General features: G+C 70.2%; 20 protein-coding genes. 12 read left to right on the top strand and 8 right to left on the bottom strand.

From position 1 onward, the window contains the following. Window positions 1-176: 176 nt before the first annotated feature. Window positions 177-935 carry a ribonuclease PH gene (gene rph, locus AC1MED_RS12080; protein ID WP_346959193.1) on the top strand — a complete coding sequence of 253 codons (759 nt, stop codon included), beginning with the start codon at window positions 177-179 and terminating at the stop codon, window positions 933-935. Continuing rightward, complete coding sequence (rdgB, locus tag AC1MED_RS12075) at window positions 932-1,597, top strand: RdgB/HAM1 family non-canonical purine NTP pyrophosphatase (RefSeq protein WP_479783479.1); 666 nt, start codon at window positions 932-934, stop codon at window positions 1,595-1,597. The genes rph and rdgB overlap by 4 nt, the downstream gene beginning before the upstream one ends. Window positions 1,598-1,689: 92 nt before the next feature. Here rdgB and AC1MED_RS12070 read toward each other — a convergent pair whose 3' ends face one another. Next, entirely contained in the window at window positions 1,690-2,457 is a 768-nt protein-coding gene (locus AC1MED_RS12070) for a VTT domain-containing protein (protein ID WP_479786667.1), read from the bottom strand. Between the two features lie 68 nt (window positions 2,458-2,525). Between AC1MED_RS12070 and AC1MED_RS12065 the strand changes: the two genes are divergently transcribed. After that, window positions 2,526-3,566 (top strand): 3'-5' exonuclease, encoded by a 1,041-nt coding sequence (locus AC1MED_RS12065; protein WP_479783477.1) that lies wholly within the window; start codon window positions 2,526-2,528, stop codon window positions 3,564-3,566. Between the two features lie 132 nt (window positions 3,567-3,698). Beyond that, window positions 3,699-4,250: a DUF4395 domain-containing protein gene (locus tag AC1MED_RS12060; RefSeq protein ID WP_346959196.1), complete on the top strand. Its 552-nt coding sequence runs from the start codon at window positions 3,699-3,701 to the stop codon at window positions 4,248-4,250. Here the strand turns inward: AC1MED_RS12060 and AC1MED_RS12055 are convergent. Then, window positions 4,237-5,391 (bottom strand): ADP-ribosylglycohydrolase family protein, encoded by a 1,155-nt coding sequence (locus tag AC1MED_RS12055; protein ID WP_479783476.1) that lies wholly within the window; start codon window positions 5,389-5,391, stop codon window positions 4,237-4,239. The genes AC1MED_RS12060 and AC1MED_RS12055 overlap by 14 nt on opposite strands. Window positions 5,392-5,547: 156 nt before the next feature. On the opposite strand from AC1MED_RS12055, the gene AC1MED_RS12050 reads away from it, so the two are divergent. The 6 genes from AC1MED_RS12050 to AC1MED_RS12025 all read left to right on the top strand — a co-directional run bounded on the left by AC1MED_RS12050 (window position 5,548) and on the right by AC1MED_RS12025 (window position 13,056). Further along, window positions 5,548-5,904: a YidH family protein gene (locus AC1MED_RS12050; protein ID WP_479783475.1), complete on the top strand. Its 357-nt coding sequence runs from the start codon at window positions 5,548-5,550 to the stop codon at window positions 5,902-5,904. Continuing rightward, window positions 5,901-6,239 carry a DUF202 domain-containing protein gene (locus AC1MED_RS12045; protein ID WP_479783474.1) on the top strand — a complete coding sequence of 113 codons (339 nt, stop codon included), beginning with the start codon at window positions 5,901-5,903 and terminating at the stop codon, window positions 6,237-6,239. Before AC1MED_RS12050 ends, AC1MED_RS12045 begins: the two co-directional genes overlap by 4 nt. Before the next feature lie 85 nt (window positions 6,240-6,324). Next, complete coding sequence (locus AC1MED_RS12040) at window positions 6,325-7,290, top strand: aquaporin (RefSeq protein WP_479783473.1); 966 nt, start codon at window positions 6,325-6,327, stop codon at window positions 7,288-7,290. 65 nt (window positions 7,291-7,355) lie between these two features. After that, a complete protein-coding gene (locus AC1MED_RS12035) occupies window positions 7,356-8,561 on the top strand; it encodes an exonuclease SbcCD subunit D (RefSeq protein WP_479783472.1) in 1,206 nt (401 codons plus the stop codon). Then, a complete protein-coding gene (locus AC1MED_RS12030; RefSeq protein WP_479783471.1) occupies window positions 8,558-11,623 on the top strand; it encodes an AAA family ATPase in 3,066 nt (1,021 codons plus the stop codon). The genes AC1MED_RS12035 and AC1MED_RS12030 overlap by 4 nt, the downstream gene beginning before the upstream one ends. Window positions 11,624-11,712: 89 nt before the next feature. Continuing rightward, on the top strand, window positions 11,713-13,056 hold the full coding sequence (locus tag AC1MED_RS12025; RefSeq protein WP_479783470.1) for an MFS transporter: 1,344 nt from the start codon (window positions 11,713-11,715) through the stop codon (window positions 13,054-13,056). Between the two features lie 80 nt (window positions 13,057-13,136). Here the strand turns inward: AC1MED_RS12025 and AC1MED_RS12020 are convergent, their stop codons facing one another. Then, window positions 13,137-13,853 (bottom strand): IclR family transcriptional regulator, encoded by a 717-nt coding sequence (locus tag AC1MED_RS12020; RefSeq protein WP_479783469.1) that lies wholly within the window; start codon window positions 13,851-13,853, stop codon window positions 13,137-13,139. Window positions 13,854-14,171: 318 nt separating this feature from the next. On the opposite strand from AC1MED_RS12020, the gene AC1MED_RS12015 reads away from it, so the two are divergent. Next, window positions 14,172-15,506, top strand: coding sequence for an MFS transporter (locus tag AC1MED_RS12015; protein ID WP_479783468.1), 1,335 nt, complete (start codon window positions 14,172-14,174; stop codon window positions 15,504-15,506). A 112-nt stretch (window positions 15,507-15,618) separates the two neighbouring features. On the opposite strand, the gene AC1MED_RS12010 is transcribed toward AC1MED_RS12015, so the two are convergent. From AC1MED_RS12010 to AC1MED_RS11990, 5 genes are all read right to left on the bottom strand, one after another. After that, window positions 15,619-16,446 (bottom strand): alpha/beta fold hydrolase, encoded by an 828-nt coding sequence (locus tag AC1MED_RS12010; protein WP_346959206.1) that lies wholly within the window; start codon window positions 16,444-16,446, stop codon window positions 15,619-15,621. A gap of 4 nt (window positions 16,447-16,450) precedes the next feature. Further along, window positions 16,451-16,780 carry a biotin/lipoyl-containing protein gene (locus tag AC1MED_RS12005; protein ID WP_056426240.1) on the bottom strand — a complete coding sequence of 110 codons (330 nt, stop codon included), beginning with the start codon at window positions 16,778-16,780 and terminating at the stop codon, window positions 16,451-16,453. Further along, complete coding sequence (locus tag AC1MED_RS12000) at window positions 16,773-17,801, bottom strand: alpha-ketoacid dehydrogenase subunit beta (protein ID WP_479786666.1); 1,029 nt, start codon at window positions 17,799-17,801, stop codon at window positions 16,773-16,775. The genes AC1MED_RS12005 and AC1MED_RS12000 overlap by 8 nt, the downstream gene beginning before the upstream one ends. Window positions 17,802-17,823: 22 nt before the next feature. Further along, window positions 17,824-18,861, bottom strand: coding sequence for a thiamine pyrophosphate-dependent enzyme (locus tag AC1MED_RS11995; protein ID WP_479783467.1), 1,038 nt, complete (start codon window positions 18,859-18,861; stop codon window positions 17,824-17,826). A 134-nt stretch (window positions 18,862-18,995) separates the two neighbouring features. After that, a complete protein-coding gene (locus tag AC1MED_RS11990) occupies window positions 18,996-20,369 on the bottom strand; it encodes an amino acid permease (protein WP_479783466.1) in 1,374 nt (457 codons plus the stop codon). A 173-nt stretch (window positions 20,370-20,542) separates the two neighbouring features. Here AC1MED_RS11990 and AC1MED_RS11985 point away from each other — a divergent pair, with 173 nt between their 5' ends. Then, window positions 20,543-21,016: an Lrp/AsnC family transcriptional regulator gene (locus AC1MED_RS11985; protein WP_346959209.1), complete on the top strand. Its 474-nt coding sequence runs from the start codon at window positions 20,543-20,545 to the stop codon at window positions 21,014-21,016. Window positions 21,017-21,053: the final 37 nt, after the last annotated feature.

Genomic DNA, 21,053 nt, shown 5'->3' with positions numbered 1-21,053 from the left:
CCGATCCTCCCTCACGTTTGACCGGAAACCCACCGATCCTCCCTCACGTTTGACCGGAAACCCACCGATCCTCCCTCACGTGATTTGCGGGAGGGTGGCGGCGGGGGCGGTGTGATTTGCGGGAGGGTGGCGGCGTCGGGGGCGGTGCGCGGCGCCGGGTCGATATGCTGGAAGGCATGACTTCCGAAGCTCTTACCGCCCCCGTCATCCGCGCCGATGGCCGCACCCCCGACCAGCTCCGCCCGATCAGCATCACCCGCGGCTGGTCCAAGCAGGCCGAAGGCTCGGCCCTGATCGAGTTCGGCAACACCCGGGTGCTCTGCACGGCTTCGCTCACCGAAGGCGTGCCGCGCTGGCTCAAGGGTGAGGGCCGCGGTTGGGTCACCGCTGAGTACGCGATGCTGCCGCGGGCCACTAACACCCGCTCCGCGCGCGAGTCCGTCAAGGGCAAGATCGGCGGCCGCACGCACGAGATTTCCCGGCTGATCGGACGCTCGCTGCGCTCCATCATCGATACTAAGGCCCTCGGCGAAAACACCATCGTGTTGGACTGCGATGTCCTGCAGGCCGACGGCGGCACCCGCACGGCCGCGATCACCGGCGCCTACGTCGCGCTGGCCGAAGCGATCCGCTACGCGCGGGAGAACAAGCTGATTGCCCGCAACGCCCAGCCCCTGGTAGACACCATCGCCGCGGTTTCGGTGGGCATCATCGACGGCGTGCCTATGCTGGACCTGCCGTACGTGGAGGACGTCCGGGCCGAGACCGACATGAACGTGGTGGTGACGGGCTCGGGCAAGTTCGTGGAGGTACAGGGTACGGCCGAGGGCGCGCCGTTCGACCGCGACGAACTCAACAAGCTGCTGGACCTGGCCCTGCTGGGCACGGAGCAGCTTGCCGCGATCCAGCGCGACACCCTGGCTGAGGCCCCGTGAGCGGCCTCCCCGCCGGCAGCGGTACGGACCGGCCGGTCCTGGTCCTCGCGACCCACAACCAGGGCAAGCTCCGGGAACTCCGCGAGATGCTGCGCGGGCAGCTGCCCGGACTCGACGTCGACACGCAGGTGGTGGACGCCGGCGCCGTCGGCGCTCCCGACGTCGCCGAGACGGGCGTGACCTTTGCCGAGAACTCGCTGCTTAAGGCGCGGGCGGTGGCGGCGGCCACCGGGCTGGTCGCCATCGCCGACGACTCCGGCCTGGCCGTGGACGTCCTGGGCGGCGCGCCCGGCATCTTCTCTGCCCGCTGGGCTGGCAGGCACGGCGACGACGCCGCGAACCTCCGGCTGCTGCTGGACCAGCTCTCCGACGTGCCGGATGACTACCGCGGCGCCGCGTTTGTCTGCGCCGCCGCCCTCGCGGTCCCGGCGTCGGCCGGCGGGGAAGCCCGTGAGGTGGTGGAATACGGCCAGCTGGAAGGCACCCTTTTGCGGGAGCCGCGCGGGGCCGGCGGCTTTGGCTACGACCCGGTGCTCCAGCCGAGCGGACTGGACCGCAGCTGCGCCGAGCTCAGCCCGGAGGAAAAGAATGCCATCAGCCACCGGGGGCATGCCTTCCGGGCGCTGCTGCCGGCGATCGTGGAGTCCCTGGCCGGGAGGTAGCGCCGGACTAAGACAACGTAAAAGGAGGGCGCCCCACACCGTGGGGCGCCCTCCTTTTGGGCCGTGTCCGGACTGCCTGCTCCCTACCGGCGCTACGGCGTCTTGCGCTCTTCCTCGGGCTCGTGCTCCTCGATGAATTCCTCGACCAGGCCCGTGCCGTACTTCTCGGCCTGACGCTTGGCGACGAAGCCGCGGATCACTTCAATGCCGATCGGGATGACCGAGAGGAGCACGATCGCGATGAAGATAATGTCCAGGTTGTCGCGGACCCACGGCACCTTGTCGCCCAGCAGGTAGCCCAGCAGGGTGACGCCGCCGCCCCAGAGCACGGCGCCGATCACGTTGTAGGTGAAGAACTTGCGCTTGCTCATCTGGGCCACGCCGACGATCACCGGCACGAAGGTCCGGATGATGGGGACGAAGCGGGCCAGGATCAGCGCCTTGCCGCCGTGCTTCTCGAAGAACGCATGCGCGCTTTCGACGTTCTCGCGCTTGAACAGCTTCGAGTCGGGCTTGTTAAAGATGGCCGGGCCGGCCTTGGAACCAATCAGGTAGCCGGCCTGGTTGCCGATGATCGCGGCAACCACGATCAGCGCCGCGAACGCCCAGATGTTGAACTTGATTGTGTCCGTCGCCACGAGCAGCCCGGCCGTGAACAACATCGAATCGCCCGGCAGGAAGAAGCCGATCAACAGTCCGGTCTCAGCGAAGATGATGCCGCACACCAGCACGACGACCCACGGCGCGAGCGCCGGGTCGGCCAGGAAGACCTGGGGGTTGAGCCAGTCGGGCAGGAACGAGGCCAGCTGCGGCTGGACCGGTCCGGCGCCTCCGAAAGTGGTCACGGCGAAGTCGTGCAGGGTGTAAGGGTTCACCTATCTAGGGTACTTGACGGGGCTCTGCCCGATCCGGCGGTAAAGTTTGGAGCGTGGGTTTGGACTTTACGGCGATCGACTTTGAGACCGCGAACGGCTTCCGCGGCTCGCCGTGCGCCGTCGGCCTCAGCAAGGTGCGCGGCGGCGTCGTCGTTGAGGAAGCCTCCTGGCTGATGCGGCCGCCGGCGAACCACGACGCTTTTGACCACCACAACGTGCGCATCCATGGCATCCGGCCCGAGCAGGTGGCCGGCCTGCCACGCTTCGGGGACCTGTTCCCCGAGATCGGCGCGTTCATCGGCGGCGACGTGCTGGCCGCCCACAACGCCGCCTTCGACCTGGGTGTGATCCGTTCCGGCCTGGAGGTTTCCGGCCTGCCCGGCCCGGCCTACGACTATGTCTGCACCGTCATGCTGTCCCGGCGCTGCTACTCGCTGGTGTCCAACTCGTTGCCGTACGCCGCCGAGGAGGCCGGCGTCCCGCTGCTGAACCACCACGACGCGGCCGAGGATGCCCGGGCCTGCGCCGGCATTCTGATCGACATCGCCGCCCGCAACGGCGCCAACAGCATCGCGGAACTCCACCTCTCGCTCGGGCTGACGGTGTCCCGCCAGTCGGCCTTCGACCCGCGCCGGGATCCGCTCTCCAAGGCCACCCGGTCCGCCCTCGAGGCACTGGCCGGCGGGCAGGGCACCGGGCAGGGCACCGCCCCCGCGGCCCGCCCGTTCCGGCCCGGCTGGCCGGAAGAGGGCGCCAACCCGGTGCCCAACGCCGGGGCCGAACCGGACCACCCCCTGTTCGGGCAGACCGTCGTGTTCACCGGCGAGCTGGCGATTCCGCGGCCCGAGGCAAAACTGCGCTCCGCCGAGCTGGGCGCCCGGCCCGAGAGCCGCGTTACTGCACGCACCACGGTCCTGGTGGTGGGGGACGGGTTTGTCGCGGCCGACCTTCGTTCGGGCCGGCTGACCGGCAAGGCGCGCCGGGTCCTGGAACTGCATGAACGCGGCCAGCGGATCGAGGTCCTCTCCGAGGGGGAGTTCCTGCAGATGGTCGGCGGCCACGTCGGCGCCGCAGCGGTGGCCCAGGCCGGTTAGGCCGGCGGTTCGATTGCGTCCGGGCGCCGTTCAGCGGTCCGAAGGCAGCGGCCCGCCCGTGCTGCTCCGCCTGCAGGTCATACTGCGCAACAAACATTTCGCCCGTGCCCGGGCCGCTCCTAGCCTTGAACGATGAGCAAACTGATCTCTGCACCGGCACGCCCACCGCAGACTCCCGCCGGTGACCCGCGGAGCGGAATCGACTGGGCCAAGGTGTTCGCCTTCCCCAATCCGGTGAATGAGTACTCGGCGCGGATCACTGCGGCGCTGGTGGTCCTGCTCTCCCTCGTGACGCTCCTGACCGGGTTCGGCTGGGGGCTGGCGGTCATCGCCGCCGGGTTCTGGCTGCGGGTGCTGTTCGGGCCCCGGATTTCGCCCTTCGGCGTGCTCTCGGTCAAGGTCCTGACGCCGCTGCTGGGCAAGAAGCGGCTGGTCCCCGGGCCGCCGAAGCGCTTCGCGCAGGGCATCGGCGCTGCCGTCTCCACGGCGGCCGCTGCGCTTTTCGCTGCGGGTCTGGCGCCTGCCGCCTGGATCCTGCTCGCAGTGCTCATCCTTGCCGCCTCGCTGGAGGCCTTCGCCGGCTTCTGCCTCGGCTGCGCGGTCTTCGGGCTGCTGCAGCGCCGCGGCCTCATCCCCGAGGATGTCTGCGAAGCCTGCAACAACATTTCGCTCAGGCGCCCGTAACTGCCGCCAGCCGCTCGGCCATGCCGCGGATCACCTCCGGGGCCTCAAGCGCCGCCAGCCAGTCCGCCGGCAGGCAGTCCTCACCGTAGTGCGCCCCGAGGATGTTGCCAGCGATCGAAGCGGTGGAGTCACTGTCACCGCTGTGGTTCACCGCCACCGCGATCGCGGCCCGGAAGTGCTCCGCCGGGCCCGCGGCGCCGGCCGCCGTCGGGTCCGGGGCTGTGGCCAGCACGGCGTAGAGCCCGACGGCGAGAGCCTCCTCGGCCACCCACCCCTCGCCCAGTTCCCGCACCAGTTCCTCGGCGTCGAGCAGGCCGCCGGCGCCGTCGGCCGCGCCGCCGGCCCCCGGTGCTGCCGCTGCGGCCAGGCGCAGTGCCGCCGCCAGGCGGTCCACCAGGGCCGGATCCGGATCTTCGCCCTTCGGCAGCCGGCCTTCCTGCAGTTGCGAGAGCGCGGCGCCGGCGGCTTCATGCAGGTCCTTGCCGCTGACCAGCGCATGGATCAGCAGGCTGAACACGCCCGCGCTCTGCCGGGCCGAGGGGTGCCCGTGGGTCAGGGACGCCGCATCTGCGCTCATCTTGTACACCGCGTCCGCCGCGACGTACGGGATCAAGCCGAACGGGGCCGACCGCATCACCGTGCCGCAGCCCTTGGACTCCGGGTTCACCGGCCGGTACACGGTTCCCATTTCCCCGGTGGCGAGGCCGCTGAGGCAGGCGTTGCCCGGGGCGCGGCGGTGCCGGAGCACGTCGTGGCTGTCGATCCAGCGCGGCGTCTGGAACGGCGCGGACTCCGGCAGCTTGACGCCCTGGCTGGCCAGCCAGCGCAGGTAGGCAAGCCAGAGGCACGCATTCGTGTCCGCCGCCACGCCCGAATTCGCCCACTCGAGCGCCTCCAGCAGGCCGTCCACGGTGTACAGCGTCATCTGGGTGTCGTCGGAGAAGTGGCTACCGCCGTCGAGCGCGGTGAAGTCCCGCAGCCCGGCGGGTCCGTACGTGGCGCGGATCGCGTCGATCTTCTCGAATTCCACGGCGTAGCCAAGCGAATCGCCCAGCGCCCCTCCCAGCAGGCAGGCGTGGATGCGGGACTTGTGGGACGGCGCAGGGGCTGCCGCCGGGATGCTGCCGGGCTCAGTGCTCATGCCTTCAAATTTACCCGGTGCGGGACCCGGAGAGGGCCCCGTACGTCACGGGTGCCCGCCATATCCCGGTAGGGTGCTGTTGGCGCCGTCTTGGTCCCGGCGCCTTCGCGGTCCCGGCGCCGCGGACCCAACCAGCGGACCCAGCAGGGGAGAGCGATGCGCGAACCAGCGAGGCGGAAGACAGGCAGCACGCCCGACTACAGGTTTACGCTGGCCAACGAGCGGACCTTCCTGGCCTGGCTGCGAACCTCACTGGCCCTGATCGCGGGTGCCCTGGCCATCGACCAGCTGGCGCCCAACATTGCCCCGGCTCCCTTGCGCATCGCCATCTGCGTCGTGCTGGCGCTCCTTGGCGCCGGACTGGCAGCGCTCGCGTACCACCGCTGGGGCCGGATGGAAGCCGCCATGCGCAACAACCGGGAACTGCCCTACTCCGGGCTGATGCTGGTCATGACCGTCGGGGTCGCCATCGCCGCGCTCACCATTGCAATCCTGATATTCATCGCCCGGTGACAGCGCCGCCGCGGGACCCCGGGCTGCAGCCGGAGCGCACCACCCTGTCCTGGGGCCGGACCCTGCTGGCCCTCGCCGTCGCCGACCTGTTTATCTGGCGCACCTGGGCACTGTCCGGACCGGGGACCGGCACCCCGGGCAGCTTTGACTTCCTCGGCCTGTGTGCCGCCGCGGCGCTCGGCTCAACTGCGGTCCTGTTGATCTGCGTGCGGTTGCGCTCCCGGCAGCTACGCTCGTCGTCCGGCGCTGCCCCGGCGCTGCTGATGTTCAGTGCGACCGCCGCCGTTCTGGCGCTCGCCGCGAGCACGGTGGCTGCGATCGCCCTTGGTCCGTAGCGGCCGGCGGGGCTCCAGCCAACGCCCAGACTCCGCTGGCAGACTCCAAGCAGACCCTGCCCCCAGCCAAAGGAACCCCTCGACCATGACCAAGCCCATGCCAGCCCCCGGACCGGGCGGAGCCCAGCCGGGTACCGTCCCCGACGACCGGCCGGGCCTGGCCGCCCGGCTCTCCGCCGAGGCCCTCGGATCCCTGTTCCTGGTGGTCGTGGGCCTGGGCGTGCCGCTGTTCGCCGTGCCGCAGTACAACCCGATGTCCGCGTCGCTGGCCGCGGGGCTGGCCCTCACCGCGGCCATGCTGGCCTTCGGGTACCTTTCCGGCGGCCACTTCAACCCCGCCGTGACGGTGGGCAACGCGATCGCCGGCCGGATCAGGCCGGTTGCCGCCGCCGCCTACGTTGGCGCGCAGCTAGCGGGCGCCCTGCTGGGGGCGCTGGCCTTGTTCGGCGTGCTGCGCACCGTCCCCAAGCTCAACGGAACCCGTACGGCGTTCGATACCGTGGCGGCCGGTTTCGACGCGCGCTCGGTCATCCAGGCACCGATGGCCGGGGTCCTGCTGGTCGAGGTGCTCGGCGCCGCCCTGCTGGTGGCGGTCTACCTCGGCACCGCGGCGGCCCGGAACCCGGCCAGGGCAGCGGCGCCGTTTGCCGTGGGCCTGAGCTGGGCGGCGCTGCTGCAGCTGGGCCAGAGCATCGGGAACACCCCCTTCAACCCGGCGCGCGCCACGGCGTCCGCGCTGTTCAGCAGCCCGGATGCCCTGGGCCAGCTGTGGCTCTTCTGGGTGGCACCGCTGGTCGGCGCCGCTGTTGCGGGACTGGTGTTCCGTGGTTTTGCCCACACCCCGGGCCGCGCGGTGCCGGTTTCCGCTGACCCGGGAGCGGCGCGTGAGGGCGGGTTTGGCGACGACGGCGACGGCGACGACGGCGACGGTCGCCATGACGCCGACGACGGCGACGGCGCGCCCGCCGCGCCCGTCGCGCCCGCCGCGCCTTCCGCGCCCGTCGCCCCGTCCGACGAGGCGCGGGACTTCTTCGATAAACGCACGCCGTAACGCCCGCCACCCCCGGCGCGGGGCCGGTGCGCAAGAGTGTCAGTGGCAGCCGATAGCGTAGTGGCATGCGGTTATTGCACACCTCGGACTGGCATCTGGGCCGGTCGTTCCACGGCGTCGGGATGCTCGACGCCCAGCGCGCCTTCATCGACCAGCTGGTCGGCGTCGTCCGCGAAGAGTCGGTCGACGTCGTCCTGATCGCGGGCGATGTGTACGACCGTGCGCTGCCCGGCGTCGACGTCGTGGGCCTGCTCGACGACGCCCTGGTGCGGCTGAGCGCCGCCGGGGCGAAGGTGGTGCTGACCAGCGGCAACCACGACTCGGCCATCAGGCTCGGCTTTGCCTCCCGGCTGCTGGAGCGCGGGGGAGTGCACCTGCGCACCCGGCTCGGGGAGCTGGACACGCCGCTGCTGTTGCCGCTCACGGACGACGCCGAAGCCACTGACGCTGTGCCCAATGATGCTGGCGCGGCTCCGGTGCTGGCGATCTACGGGATCCCGTGGCTGGAGCCGCGGCTGGTCGCCGCCCAGCTGGGCGTGGAGTCGGCCAGCCACTTCGAGGTAACGCGCGCCGCCACCGCGCTGGTCCGCGCGGACCTCGCCGCCCGGTCCAAGGACCGGACCGTCCATTCGGTGGTGCTGGCCCACACGTTCGCCAGCGGCGGGATCAGCTCGGACAGTGAACGGGACCTGAGCATCGGCGGGGTGGGCGCCGTGCCGCTGGATCTCTTCGACGGCTTCAGCTACACCGCGCTGGGCCACCTGCACGGCCGTCAGTCGCTCTCGCCCGCCGTCCGCTATTCCGGTTCGCCGCTGGCCTACTCGTTCTCCGAGGCAAAGCACCAGAAGGGCGGCTGGCTGATCGACGTCGACGCCAGCGGCATCACCGCCGTCACCGAAGTCCACTGGGACGCCCCGCGCCGCCTCGCCGTCTTGCGCGGCAAACTGGAGGACCTGCTCACCGATGAGGAGCACGCCTGGGCGGAGGGCGCGTACTGCCAGATCACGCTGACCGACGCGCAACGCCCGAACCAGGCCATGGAACGGCTCCGCGCACGCTTTCCCGACACTCTCGTCCTGGGCTTCGACCCCGAAGGCGCCGAGGCTTCCGCGAGGACCAGCTACAGCAGCAGGCTGGCCCAGGCCGGCGACGACCTCTCAATTTGCTGCGGGTTCCTCGAGCATGTCCGCGGCCGCAGTGCCGATGAGGCCGAATCCGCCATCCTGGCCGAAGCCCTTGAAGCCGTTCGACTGGAAGGGGTGTCCCGGTGAGGATCCACCGCCTGGAAATTTCCGCGTTCGGCCCGTTCGCCGGCACCGAACAGATCGACTTTGACCGGCTCAGCGCGCACGGGCTGTTCCTGCTCAACGGTGCCACCGGGGCCGGGAAAACCAGCGTCCTGGACGCCATCTGCTTTGCCCTTTACGGCTCGGTGCCAGGGGCCCGGCAAGAGGGCAAACGGCTGCGCAGCGACCACGCCGACCCCGCCGCGGAGCCGCGCGTCACCTGCGAGTTCTCCGCCCAGGGCCGGCATTTCGAAGTGTCCCGGACACCCGCATGGAACAAACCCAGCGCCCGGGGCAAAAACGGTTTCACCGAGCAAAAGGCCAACACCCTGCTGCGCGAGCGGGTTGACGGCGCATGGCTGGAAAAGTCCGGCCGCAACGACGAAGCGGGCGCCGAGATCACCGCCCTGCTGGGGATGGACCGGGAACAGTTCACCCGGGTTGTGATGCTGCCGCAGGGCGACTTCGCGGCCTTCCTGCGCTCCAAAGCCTCCGAGCGGCTGGTGCTGCTCCAAAGCCTCTTTGGCACACAGCGCTTCGAAGCGGTGGAACAGGAACTGGGACGACGCGCCGCCGCGGCGCGCAGTGCAGTGGAAAGCCTCAACAACAAGCTCGCGCTGCTGCTGGCCCAGGCCGAAGCGGAAACCGCGGGCCTCGGCCTTGATACTGACGGGGCACCCGAGCGGGAGAACGCCGAGGCGCTGCTGGCCTGGCTTGAGGACGGTGCCGCGACGGCCGCCGGGGAACGCCAGGCTGCGGCGGCCGCAGCAGACAGCGCCGGCGCCGCGCTGGCCGCCCGGCTGGAGGACACGGCGGCGCGCGCCGCACGGCAGGCAAAACTCGCCGCAGCCGAACAACGCCGGGCAGCGGCCGAGACAGCCGCCCCGGAGCTACAGGACAAGGCCGGACGGCTGGAGCAACACCGGAAAGCCGAAGTGCTCGGCGGCCAGCTGCACGCGGTCGACAGCGCCCAGGCCGCAGAGGAACGCGCTGCCGCTGCTGCCGCCGCCGCGGCCGCAGAGCTGCGGTCCGCGGCGCTCACCGACCCGGAACTGGCCGCGCTGGCCGCCGGGCTGCCGGATTCCGGCGGGGCTGAGGGCCCGCTCGTCGACGGCGGCGTGCTGCGGACCGAGCTCGGCCGGCTGCGCTCCCTCCGGGCGGTCCTGGAAGAGCGGCTGCCGGACGAGGAACGGCTCGCCGCCCTCCTCAAGCGCAGCACCGAACTGCAGACCACCCTGGCCGGACTCCGCACTGCCCACCTCGCCGGCGCCGCGGTCCTGGACACGCTGCGGGCCGAGTCCGCCGCTCTCCAGGCGGCGCTGGCCCCGCTTGAAGAACTTGCCGCCGAAGTCCAGCTGCGCACCAAGGAGTACGCCGCCGCCAACGAGCTTGTCGCCATTGTGGGCCGGCACGCCTCGGCCGCGGAAAACTGCGCCCGGATCACGGAACGCCACCGTCTGGCGCGCGACACGCACCAGGACCGCCGGCAGCACTGGCTCGACCTCCGGGAGGCGCGGCTCGCCAACGCCGCCGCGGAGCTGGCAGCACAGCTGGTCCCGGACCATCCGTGCCCGGTCTGCGGCAGCGCCGAACATCCCGCTCCGGCGCCGGCCGCGGCCTCCGCGCTGGCCATCGCCGAAGCCGAACAGGCCGCCCAGCAGGAAGCAGAGACGGCCGAAGCCGCGCTGTCGGTGCTGGAACGCGAGCTGGGCGAGGCCCGGCAGGGCCTCGCCGTGCTGGCCGCGCAGGGCGGGGACACCGCGCCCGACGTTGCCCGCAGCGACGCCGCGCAGGCGAAGGAACGGGTGGATGAAGCCACGCGCGCCGCCGCGGAGCTCGCAGCCAACCGGGCCCGGCGGTCCGCGCTGGAGGAAGAGATCCTGGCGGCGGAGCAAGCCCGGACGGAGGCCGCGGCGGGAATCGTGCAGACCGAGTCCACCCTCAGCGAGGTCCGCGGGCAGGCCGGGGACCTGGACGCCGCCCTGGCAGGCCTGCGCTCCGGCCACGCAACGCTCGGCGCCCGGCTCGCCGCAGTCCGCGGAACGACGGCCCTGCTGGAGCGGGCCGACGCGGCCGCGGGCAGCCTCGATCAGGCCCGGGAACGGACCACAGAGTCCCGCAGCCAGCTGGAGCGGGCCCTGCCGGCAGCCGGCTTCGAGTCCGCCGCCGCAGCCCGCGCTGTGCTGCTCCCGGCCCCGGAGGCGGCCGGGCTGGAAGCGGCTGTCCGGGCCGGCCAGGACGAGACCGCCCGGCTGGAGGAGCTCTTCGCCGGCGAGGAACTCGCCCAGGCCGCCCGGGAGCTGGCAGCGGACGGGCCGGTGGACCACGCCGTGCTCGCCCGGCTCCGGGAAGACGCCGAAGCGGCGGATCGATCGGCCCGGGAAGCCGCCCTGGCCGCCGGACTCGCCGCGAAGTCGGTGCGGACCCTGGCCCGGCTCACGGAACAGTACGCGGACCAGGCCGCCGCCGGGCGGGAGCCCCGGGAACGGGCGGCGCTGTGGAGCGCCGTGGCCGAGGCGGCGCGGGGCGGCGGCGACAACAACTACCGGATGAGCCTGAACAGCTACGTGCTCGCCGCCCGGCTGGAACAGGTGGCAGCCGCGGCCTCCGAGCGGCTGATCGGCATGAGCGACGGCCGGTACACCCTGCAGCACACCGACGCCAAGGCAGCCCGCGGGCAGAAATCCGGGCTGGGCCTGGAAGTGGTGGACCAGTGGACCGGCCAGCGCCGCGACACCGCCACGCTTTCCGGCGGGGAATCCTTTATGGCGTCGCTGGCCCTGGCGTTGGGGCTGGCGGACGTGGTGCAGATGGAATCCGGCGGGGTGGACATTGAGACGCTCTTCGTGGACGAGGGCTTTGGCAGCCTCGACGAACAGTCCCTGGAACAGGTCATGGACGCGCTCGAAGGGCTCCGCGACGGCGGCCGGGTGGTGGGCCTGGTGAGCCATGTGGCGGAAATGAAGCAGCGGATCACCACGCAGCAGCAGGTGGTCAAGGGCCGCAACGGTTCCACCCTGCATATCCTGGACGACGTCCAGGCCTGAGGCCTGCCGGCTCGGGTATAATCGCAGGGTTACCGGGTCGCGCGCATCGGGAGGAGGGACGATGCGCACGATCGAACGAACCCGGAAACATGACCCCTTCACCGTCTTCCACGACGTCCCCTTCCGCTGCGGTGTCCGCAGCACCCCGCAGCGGCGGCCGCTTCGCCCGGCTGCCCCTGCTGGCCGGCCGGACTTTCATCCCGCTGGGACTCTTCGCCCGACTTCCCCTCGCCATGCTGACCGTCGGCGCCCTCACCCTCGTCACCGCTGTCAGCGGCTCCTACGCGGTGGGCGGCGCCGCAGCCGGCGCCGTCGGCATCGGTTCGGCACTCGGCGCCCCGGTGCTGGGGGCCCTGGCCGACCGGCTCGGCCAACGCCCCGTCCTGCTCTTTTCCGCGGTCTTCAACACGCTGGCCGTGACCGCTTTGATCCTCGCCGCGTACCTGGTCCCGGGCGGTCCGGAGCTGGCTGCCGCCGTACCGGTGCTCGCCGCGGCGTTCGTCGCCGGCGCCAGCTGCCCCCAGGTCGGCCCGCTGGCACGGGTCCGTTGGATGGCCCTGAGCGCCCGCGGCGCCGGCGGCGGACACCCGCAAGACCTGGACACCGCGCTGTCCTATGAGAGCACCGCCGACGAGCTGACTTTTGTGCTGGGACCGGCCCTGGTGGGAATCCTTGCCAGCCTGGTCAGCCCCTGGCTGCCGCTCGCCCTCGCCGCCGCGCTCACCCTCACCCTGGTTCCCGCCTTCGCCGTGCACCCGACGCACCGCGCCGTGCCGCGTACCCCGGCGCGGAGCCGGGCGGCCTCGGATGCCGCCAGGGTGCAGCGGCAAGCCCTGACGCTGGGGCAGCGGGTGGCCGGCTACGCCGCCGTCGGGCTGCCGGTCCTGGCCATGGTCTGCATGGGCACCTTCTTCGGCTCCACCCAGACCTCGCTGAGTTCCTTCTCGGCCAGCTTCGCCACCTCCGAACTGGCGGGGCTGCTGTACGCCGTGATGGGGCTGAGCTCGGCCGCCGCGGCGCTGTCGGTCGCCTACTGGCCGCGGCGGTTCAGCGTCCGCGCCCGCTGGCTGGCCTGCGCGGCGCTAATGACCGGGCTCGCGGCGCTGCTGCTGCTGCCCTCGACCGCACTGCCGATGATCCTGGTGCTGCTGGTCCTGGGCCTGCCGGTCGGTCCGCTGATGGTCACCGTGTTCGCCATCGGCGGCGTCGTGGCCCCGGACGGGAAACTCGGCACGGTGATGACGGCACTGGCCAGCGGCATTGTCGCCGGAACCGCGGTGGGTTCGTCCGTCGCGGGGCAGCTGGCACAGAACGTCGGCTATTCGGCAGCGTTCCTGGTTCCGGTCTGCGCAGCGGCGGCGCTGTTCCTGCTCGGCGCGGCAGCCGCCGTCGTACTCCAGCGGCGGACAAAGACGACGACGGCTGCCGCCTAGCCAGCCGGTCGCGGCGTTGTCGTGCACGTCCCCGGTCACCGTGGGGTTGTCCGGATCGCCGGTGGAGCAGTCTTCGGGCGTCAGCCCAGCTGCGCCTCGATGCGCGCGGCGCTCGCCGTCAGGGCAACGGCAACCTCGTCCGGATCCTGCGCGGCGCGGATGTAAACCACCGCCAGGGCGGCCGGCCGGCCGCCGGGAACCCGGAGGGGCACGGCCAGCGAGGAGACGCCTGGGATGACCTCGTCGTGGCTGGACGCGTAACCGCGCCGGCGTGCCTCATCCGCTTCGGCCCGGTAGGGGATGCCCGGGGCGAGGCGGTGCCATTCCTGTTCCGAGAGCGCGGACTGGATCGCGATGCCCGGTGCTCCGGCGCTGACCGGGTGCCGCGATCCGGGGTGCTGGACCACGGCGGCGCCGGTGTGCCGCGGGTCGACCGTCACGAGGGTAACGCAGTCTTCGCGGTCCCAGACGGCCACGAACGCGCTCATGGTCAGGGCGTTGGCCAGCTGAGTGAGCTCCGGGAGGGCGGCGGTCTGCAGGCTGCGGGCCACCCCGCGGGCCAGGACGGCCAGTCCGGGGCCGGGCTGGACCCGGCCGCCGTCGTCCCGCACCAGCAGCGAGTGGTCCTCAAGCGTGCGCAGGATGCGGTAAGCGACCGAGCGGTGGACGCCCATGGCGTCGGCGAGTTCGGCGATGGTGAGCGGCTCCGGCGCATCGGCGAGGATCTCCAGGGCCCGGATGCCCCGGGACAGGGTCTGGGACGGCGGGGCCTGGGTGCTGCCGGCATTCGGGGTCATGGAGTCCATCCTATTGGCGGGCGGCGAGTCTTGTGCTCCGGCTCACAGTGCAGTACCGTTCTGGCACAACGTTCTATATAAGAACGCTGTGTTCGATTATAGAACTCCAGCAAGGAGCCAACAAGAGCCCGGCCTGCCGGCACTCCCAGCCGGGGGCGCCCCGCCAGACACGCACCAGTCGGAATGTGTGCTTTATCACAACTTTCGTAGTAAGATCACAGTTACTAACTGACCGTTCGATCAGTAATTCATGAGGCATTTAGTTTTTCACTTCGCACCCACCCGGGCAGTACCCCTGCCCCCAGCAACGGAGTTCCAATGACCGTAACTTCAACCGTCGATTCAGAGGCGGGCCCCAGCAGCAAGCATGAGGAACGCAAGGTCCTCGCCGGGACGCTGGTCGGTACCACGATCGAGTGGTACGACTTCTTCATCTTCGCCCAGCTGACAGCAACGCTGCTGTCCCCGCTCTTCCTCGCACCCCTGAACGCCTCCAACCCGGGCCTGGCGCAGATCCTCTCCTTCGCCCTGATTGGCATCAGCTTCTTGTTCCGCCCGCTCGGCGCCGTCATCGCAGGCCACCTCGGCGACCGCCTCGGCCGCAAGGCCATGCTGGTCTTCACCCTCGTGATGATGGGTGCCGCGACGGCGCTGATCGGCATGCTGCCCACCTACGCCCAGATCGGCGTGTGGGCCCCGATCCTGCTCATCACGCTCCGCGTGATCCAGGGCTTCTCCGCCGGCGGCGAATGGGGCGGTGCAGCCCTGATGGCCGTGGAGCACGCACCGATGAGCAAGCGCGGCCTGTTCGGCGCCTACCCGCAGATCGGCGTTCCGGTAGGCATGATCCTCGCCACCGGCCTGCTGTACTTCCTCAACACGTCCATGTCCAAGGACGACTTCGCCGCCTGGGGCTGGCGCATGCCGTTCCTGCTCTCGATCGTGCTGATTGTGGTCGGTTACCTGATCCGCCGCGCCGTGGCCGAGAGCCCGGTCTTCCAGGAGATGCAGGAGCGCAAGGAAGAAAGCAAGGCGCCGCTCGGCGAGCTGGTCCGCAAGCACAAGAAGGCCGTCCTCTACTCCACGATGATCTTCATCGGCAACAACGCCGCCGGCTACCTGCTGATCGCCTTCTTCATCTCCTACGCCACCAAATCGCTGAAGATGCCCACCCCGCAGATCCTGCTGGCCACCACGCTGGCATCCTTCGGCTGGCTGATTTTCACCCTGGTCGGCGGCTGGCTCTCTGACAAGATTGGCCGGGTCAAGACCTTCCTGATCGGCTACGGGATCGTGTTCGCCTGGATGATCCCGATGTTCGCCCTGATCGACACCAAGGACATCGTGCTCTACGGCGTGGCACTGTTTGTACTGACCATCGGCCTGGGCCTGTCCTACGGCCCGATGTCGGCGATGTACGCCGAGATGTTCCCGGCCAACGTCCGCTACTCGGGCATCTCCATCGGCTACGCGTTCGGTGCCATCCTCGGCGGCGCCTTCGCGGCGACCATCGCTGAGGCCCTGCTGCAGAGCACCAAGTGGACCGGTTCCATCGGCATCTACATCATGATCCTCTGCGTTATCTCCGCCGTCGGCGTCATCCTGGCCAAGGAAACCCGCGGCCGCGCGCTGGGCGTCAGCCGCCACCACTAAGGTTGCGATTCCGGTAGGGAACGCACAACACAAGAAACGCACAACACAAGAGAGGCACGGACCGCGGTCCGTGCCTCTCTTGTGTTCGCCTGTTGTAGAGCAGCCGCGCCGCTTAGACGCCCAGGAAGCTGATGGCGCCCTGTTTGAAGGCCCTGCTCGTGACGGCATTCGTGTGGTTCCGGGCCGGCAGGATGAGCTGTTCCACCATCGCCCCGGCCTTGGCGCCCAGGGCCGCGAGTTCAGGCATGGAGGCGGCCCGCTCGTCGTTTTCTCCGGCAACGAGCAGCACAGGCATCTGCGGGACGGCCTCGGCGGGGTCGAACGGTTCATCCTTGATCGCCTCGACCAGGGACAGCAGGGCGAATATGTTGTTGCTGGGCAGCAGCTGTGCCATCTTCAGCAGCCCGGCCGTGGAAGCGTCCGCGATGGGCGTGCCGTCGGCCAGGTAGCGCTGCGCGGCAACCAGGTCGAACTCCGCCAGCGGGTCCGCCACGTTGGGGCCGCCGAGCACCAGCCGGTGGACCAGTTCGTGCTGGGTGGCGCCGAATTCCCAGGCCAGCCGGGAGCCCAGCGAGTAGCCGATGACGTCCAGGCCGCTGGCCGGGTCGCCGTCGCGCAGGGGACGGGCGCCGGCGTCGAACGCGATCTGCAAAAGATCCGCCCGGATCCGGCTGGGGGAGTAGGAGTCCCGGTCCTCGGGGGCGCCGCTGCGGCCGTGGCCGGGCAGGTCCACGGTGATCACGCGGCGGCCGGCGTCGGTGAGGGCGGCGATCCAGCCGGTGTCCTCCCAGTTGAGCTTGGCGGAGGAGGAAAAGCCGTGCAGTAGCAGGACCGGACGCAGCCCGGCGTCGTGCTTGGGATCGTGCACCCCCACGTAAAGCTGCGGGTCGGTGCCCTCGACCGTGTGGGAATGCTGCTCGCCGGTGTGCCTGCCGCTCATGGTGTCAGTCCTCATCAAGTACGGCGCTCAGGCGGACCCGGCGCTTCGGTGCCTCTTCCTTCGGGACCGTGCCCACGATGCCGGCGGTGTTGTCCGGCACCTCGAACACGATCAGGGGCTCGCCGACGTTGATCTTGTCGCCGGGCCCGCCGTGGATACGCACTACCTTACCTGCCTGCGGGCTGGGCAATTCGACGGCCGACTTGGTGGTTTCGACCTCCACGAGCGGCTGGTTCCGCTCCACCTGGTCGCCGGGCGCGACCAGCCATTCCAGCACGGTCGCCTCGATCAGGCCCTCGCCCAGGTCCGGGAGCGGGAAGGAAATTTCAGCCACGTTTGTACTCCAATACTCGCTGGATGCCGAAGAGGATCCGGTCAATGTTCGGGATGTATTCATCTTCGAGGTCACCGGAGGGGTACGGGACGTCGAAGCCGGTCACACGCTCCACCGGCGCCTTGAGCGTGTCGAAGCAGCTCTGCGTGATCAGCTGCGCCACCTCGGCGCCCAGTCCGGAGGTTAGCGGCGCCTCATGGACGACGACGGCGCGGCGCGTCTTGCGCACCGACGCGGCCAGCGCCTCGGCGTCGATCGGCTTGAGCCAGCGCAGGTCCAGGACCTCGATGTCGATCCCGTCCTCGGCCGCGAGCTCGGCCACCTGGAGGCAGCGGGCCACCATGGCGCCCCAGGCCACGAGCGTGAGGTGCCGGCCTTCGCGCATGACCTTGGCGCCCTCCGGTGGGCCGCCGGCGGCATCGTGCGCGGCCAGGTCCACCTCGCCCTTTTGCCAGTAGCGGGACTTCGGCTCCATGAAGATCACCGGGTCCGGCCGCGTGGCGGCGTACTTGAGCAGGTGGTAGGCCTCGTGCGGGTTCGACGGCGAGACCACCTTGAGCCCGGGCACGTGGGCGAAGAGCGCCTCCAGGCTTTCGCCGTGGTGTTCGGGGGCGCGGATGCCGCCGAAGCTGGGAACCCGCAGGGTGATCGGCATCGGCAGGGTGCCGCGGCTGCGGTAGTTCATCCGCGCGATCTGGCAGACGATCTGGTTGATCGCCGGATAGGCGAAGCCGTCGAACTGGACCTCGGGGATGGGGTGGAAACCGGCCATCGCCAGCCCGACGGACATGCCGAGGATGCCGGATTCCGCCAGCGGGGTATCGAAGACCCGCTGCGCGCCGTGTTTGGCCTGCAGCCCGTTGGTGATCCGGAAGACGCCGCCGAGCCGGCCGCAGTCCTCCCCGAAGATCACGGCCTTGGGATTGTCCGCGAGCACCTCGTCCAGGGCCCGGTTGAGTGCCTGCTGCATGGACATCACGGTGGTGCTGGAGGCTGTGCTTTCTGCGTTGTCGCCTGCCATAGTTGCGCCTTCGAGAATCGAGTTAGACATGTTCGGACTCCTCGCGCCAGTTGGCGGCCTGGGCCTGCAGGGCAGGGGTAGTTTCCTGGAAGACCAGGTCAAACATTTCGGCGCCGGGTCGGGATCCGAGGGCCTGGATGCCGGTGCGGATCTGTTCCTCCTCGGCCTTGGCGGCGGCAAGGGCCTCTGCGAAGAAGGCTTCGTCGGCGATGCCCTCGGCCAGCAGCTGCTGCTTGAGGCGCTCCAGCGGGTCCTCGCCGGCGCCGTCGCGCTCCTCGTCGAGGGAGCGGTAGCGGCCGGGGTCGTCGGAGGTCGAGTGCGGCCCGCGGCGGTAGGTCATGGCCTCGATCAGCACGGGGCCGTTGCCGCCGCGCGCGTGCGCGAAGGCGCGGCGGGTCGCCTCGACGACGGCGACGACGTCGTTGCCGTCGATCTGCAGCGCCGGCATCCCGTAGCCGGCGGTGCGGGCGGCGACCGAGCCGCCGGCCACCTGGCGTTCGGTGGGCACGGAGATGGCCCAGCCGTTGTTCTGGACGAAGAAGACCACGGGGGCCTTCATCACCGCCGCGAAGTTCATCGCCTCATGGACGTCGCCCTGCGACGAGGCGCCGTCGCCGAAATAGGTCAGCGCGACGCCGTCTTTTTGGTCCAGGGTCTGGCCGTGGGCCCAGCCGACGGCGTGCAGCACGGACCCGGCCACGACGGCCTGGATCGGGGCCAGCCGGGACTCCGCCGGGTTGTACAGGCCGCCGTGCCAGGTGGCCTTGTGGGTGGACATGTAGCCCACCATGTCCACGCCCATGGTCCGGGCGACGCCCATCTCGCGGTAGGTGGGGAAGACGAAGTCGCGGGTGGTGTCCACGGCGTAGCCGCTGCCCACCTGGGCCGCCTCCTGGCCGAATTCGGGGGCGTAGCCGGGGATGATGCCCTGCCGCTGCCAGGCGATCGCCGAGGTGTCGAGGTGCCGGACGGCGACCATCAGCGAGTACAGCTCGCGGAGCTGGGCGGGAGTGAGCGGCCCGGCGTCGTCACCGGGTGCCGCGAGGGGGAGTGTGTCCATGCCTGTGACCCTAGTCACGTGGTGGGTGCTGGGCAATCAGCTCAGGAAATGCTGGCCAGTCTGCACAAACCCGCCCGCGCCGGCGCCGATGTGCTTAGCAATTTGTGCAGCCCTCTACGGTCCCGGCGACTCGGCTACCGGGCGGCGCGGCGGCTGAGCCGGGCGCCGACCCAGCACGCCGCGGCGATGCCGGCGATCAACGCCATCGTGCTGAAGAGCTGCCGGCTGCTGTCCGGGCTGCTGAAGCCGACGGCGAAGATCAGGGCCAGGAGTACCAGTCCGAATATGGTGATCCCTGGGAAGCCCTTCATCCGCAGCGGCAGCTCGGTGCCCGCACGGTCCGCGCGGCGCCGCAGGATCAGCTGGGACACCAGGGCCGAGCCCCACACCACGAGGCAGGTGGAGCCGACCAGCTGGAACAGTGCCGGCAGGATCTGTTCCGGGAACAGCAGTTCAAGCACGGCGGCCAGGAAGCCGAAGGCCACCGAGATGCTGACCGCGATGACCGGAACCCGGGCGTGGTTGAGCCGCGACAGGAACCGCGGGGCTTCGCCGCGCTCGGAGAGCGAGTAGGCCATCCGGGAAGCGCCGTACAGGTTCGCGTTGAGGGCGGAGAGCAGGGCGACGACGGCGACCAAGGTGATCGCGGCACCGGCGCCGGGGATACGGGCCAGGTCCAGGACGCCTGCGAACGGGGACTTGAGCGCCGTCGACGTCGACGGAAGCACGGCGGCAATGACGAAGACGGAGCCGATGTAGAAGACCAGAATCCGCCAGACCACGGTGCGGATCGCGTGGCCGACGCTGCGTTCGGGGTTCTCGGTCTCGGCCGCGGCAACGCTGACGATTTCCGTGCCGCCGAAGGCGAAGATCACCACAAAAAGTGCCGTGGCGATGCCGCCAAGGCCGGCCGGGGCGAAGTTGGACGTGATGTTGCTCAGACCCGGACTGGGCACGTCCGGCAGCCAGCCGAACAGCAGCGCGGCGCCGATGGCCAGGAACAGCAGGATGGCGGCGACCTTGAGGATCGCGAACCAGAACTCGAACTCGCCGAAGTTCTTCACCCCGGCGAGGTTGATGGCCGTGAAGACCGCCATGAAAATCAGCGCGAGCCCCCAGACCGGGACGGCCGGCCAGACCGTGAAGAGCAGCCCGGCCGCGCCGAGGGCCTCCGCAGCGATGACGACGACGAGCTGCAGCCACCAGAGCCAGCCCACGGTGGCGCCGGCGGTCTTCCCCATGGCCCTCTCGGCGTACACGGAGAACGCGCCGCTGTTCGGGTTGGCAGCGGCCATCTCGCCGAGGGCCCACATGACGATGATGATCAGGGTGCCCGCGACCAGGTAGGAGATCAGGACGGCCGGTCCGGCGGCCTGGATTCCGGCCCCCGATCCGAGGAACAGGCCGGCGCCGATGGCGCTGCCGAGTCCCATCATGGTGAGCTGGCGGGGCAACATGCTGTGGCCGAGTTTCAGGGCCGGGCGCTCCGCGGTGGACTTCGTTGTCATGCTGGCGAACCTTCTTACGGTGGTGGGTGCGTCCTTTTGGGACCATTCGAATTTACCGTCCCGGAGGGGCCCGCGGGCGCGCCGGGCGTGAGAGCATGGTTGCAGTTTGTTGAGGGGCTGGCCCTGATGCTGACGATTTGTGCTGTGAAATGCCCCGGGATAAGGAAACTGACGTGAACGTGGATCCGCTGGATGCCAAAATTGTCCGATTCTTCACGGACTCTCCTCGGGCCTCCGTGCTGGAGGCGTCCCGGGTGCTCAAGGTCGCCCGTGCCACCGTCCAGTCGCGGCTGGACCGGATGCAGGACAGCGGCGTCATCGGTTCCTGGGTGCCGCAGCCGGACCCGGCCCGCTTTGGCTATCCGGTGGTCGCGTTCTGCTCGCTGACCATCAACCAGGACCTTGGGCACGACGCCGTCGTAGAGGCCCTGGCGCGCATCCCCGAGCTGATCGAGATCCACACCGTGTCCGGCGGCTCGGACCTGATGGCCCGGATTGCCGCCCGCTCCAACTCCGACCTGCAGCGCGTGCTGGACGCGATGATCGCCACCCGGACCGTGCTGCGCTCTTCTTCGGTGATCGTGCTCAACACCCACTTCGAGGGCCGGACCCTGCCGCTGCTCGAAGCCGCCGCACGGGGCCAGTAGGCCGGAACCAGCCCGGGCCGCCGGGCCGGGGGCAGCA

This window comes from Arthrobacter sp. BI5 (assembly GCF_056680065.1).
This window is presented reverse-complemented; position numbering and strand designations above follow the sequence as displayed.

Bases quoted from the DNA above. Each gene is read 5' to 3' on its own strand.
- rph (WP_346959193.1), top strand. From the start codon at position 177: ATGACTTCCGAAGCTCTTACCGCCCCCGTCATCCGCGCCGATGGCCGC.
- AC1MED_RS12060 (WP_346959196.1), top strand. From the start codon at position 3,699: ATGAGCAAACTGATCTCTGCACCGGCACGCCCACCGCAGACTCCCGCC.
- AC1MED_RS12055 (WP_479783476.1), bottom strand. From the start codon at position 5,391: ATGAGCACTGAGCCCGGCAGCATCCCGGCGGCAGCCCCTGCGCCGTCC.
- AC1MED_RS12050 (WP_479783475.1), top strand. From the start codon at position 5,548: ATGCGCGAACCAGCGAGGCGGAAGACAGGCAGCACGCCCGACTACAGG.
- AC1MED_RS12040 (WP_479783473.1), top strand. From the start codon at position 6,325: ATGACCAAGCCCATGCCAGCCCCCGGACCGGGCGGAGCCCAGCCGGGT.
- AC1MED_RS12035 (WP_479783472.1), top strand. From the start codon at position 7,356: ATGCGGTTATTGCACACCTCGGACTGGCATCTGGGCCGGTCGTTCCAC.
- AC1MED_RS12025 (WP_479783470.1), top strand. From the start codon at position 11,713: ATGACCCCTTCACCGTCTTCCACGACGTCCCCTTCCGCTGCGGTGTCC.
- AC1MED_RS12020 (WP_479783469.1), bottom strand. From the start codon at position 13,853: ATGACCCCGAATGCCGGCAGCACCCAGGCCCCGCCGTCCCAGACCCTG.
- AC1MED_RS12015 (WP_479783468.1), top strand. From the start codon at position 14,172: ATGACCGTAACTTCAACCGTCGATTCAGAGGCGGGCCCCAGCAGCAAG.
- AC1MED_RS12010 (WP_346959206.1), bottom strand. From the start codon at position 16,446: ATGAGCGGCAGGCACACCGGCGAGCAGCATTCCCACACGGTCGAGGGC.
- AC1MED_RS12000 (WP_479786666.1), bottom strand. From the start codon at position 17,801: ATGGCAGGCGACAACGCAGAAAGCACAGCCTCCAGCACCACCGTGATG.
- AC1MED_RS11995 (WP_479783467.1), bottom strand. From the start codon at position 18,861: ATGGACACACTCCCCCTCGCGGCACCCGGTGACGACGCCGGGCCGCTC.
- AC1MED_RS11990 (WP_479783466.1), bottom strand. From the start codon at position 20,369: ATGACAACGAAGTCCACCGCGGAGCGCCCGGCCCTGAAACTCGGCCAC.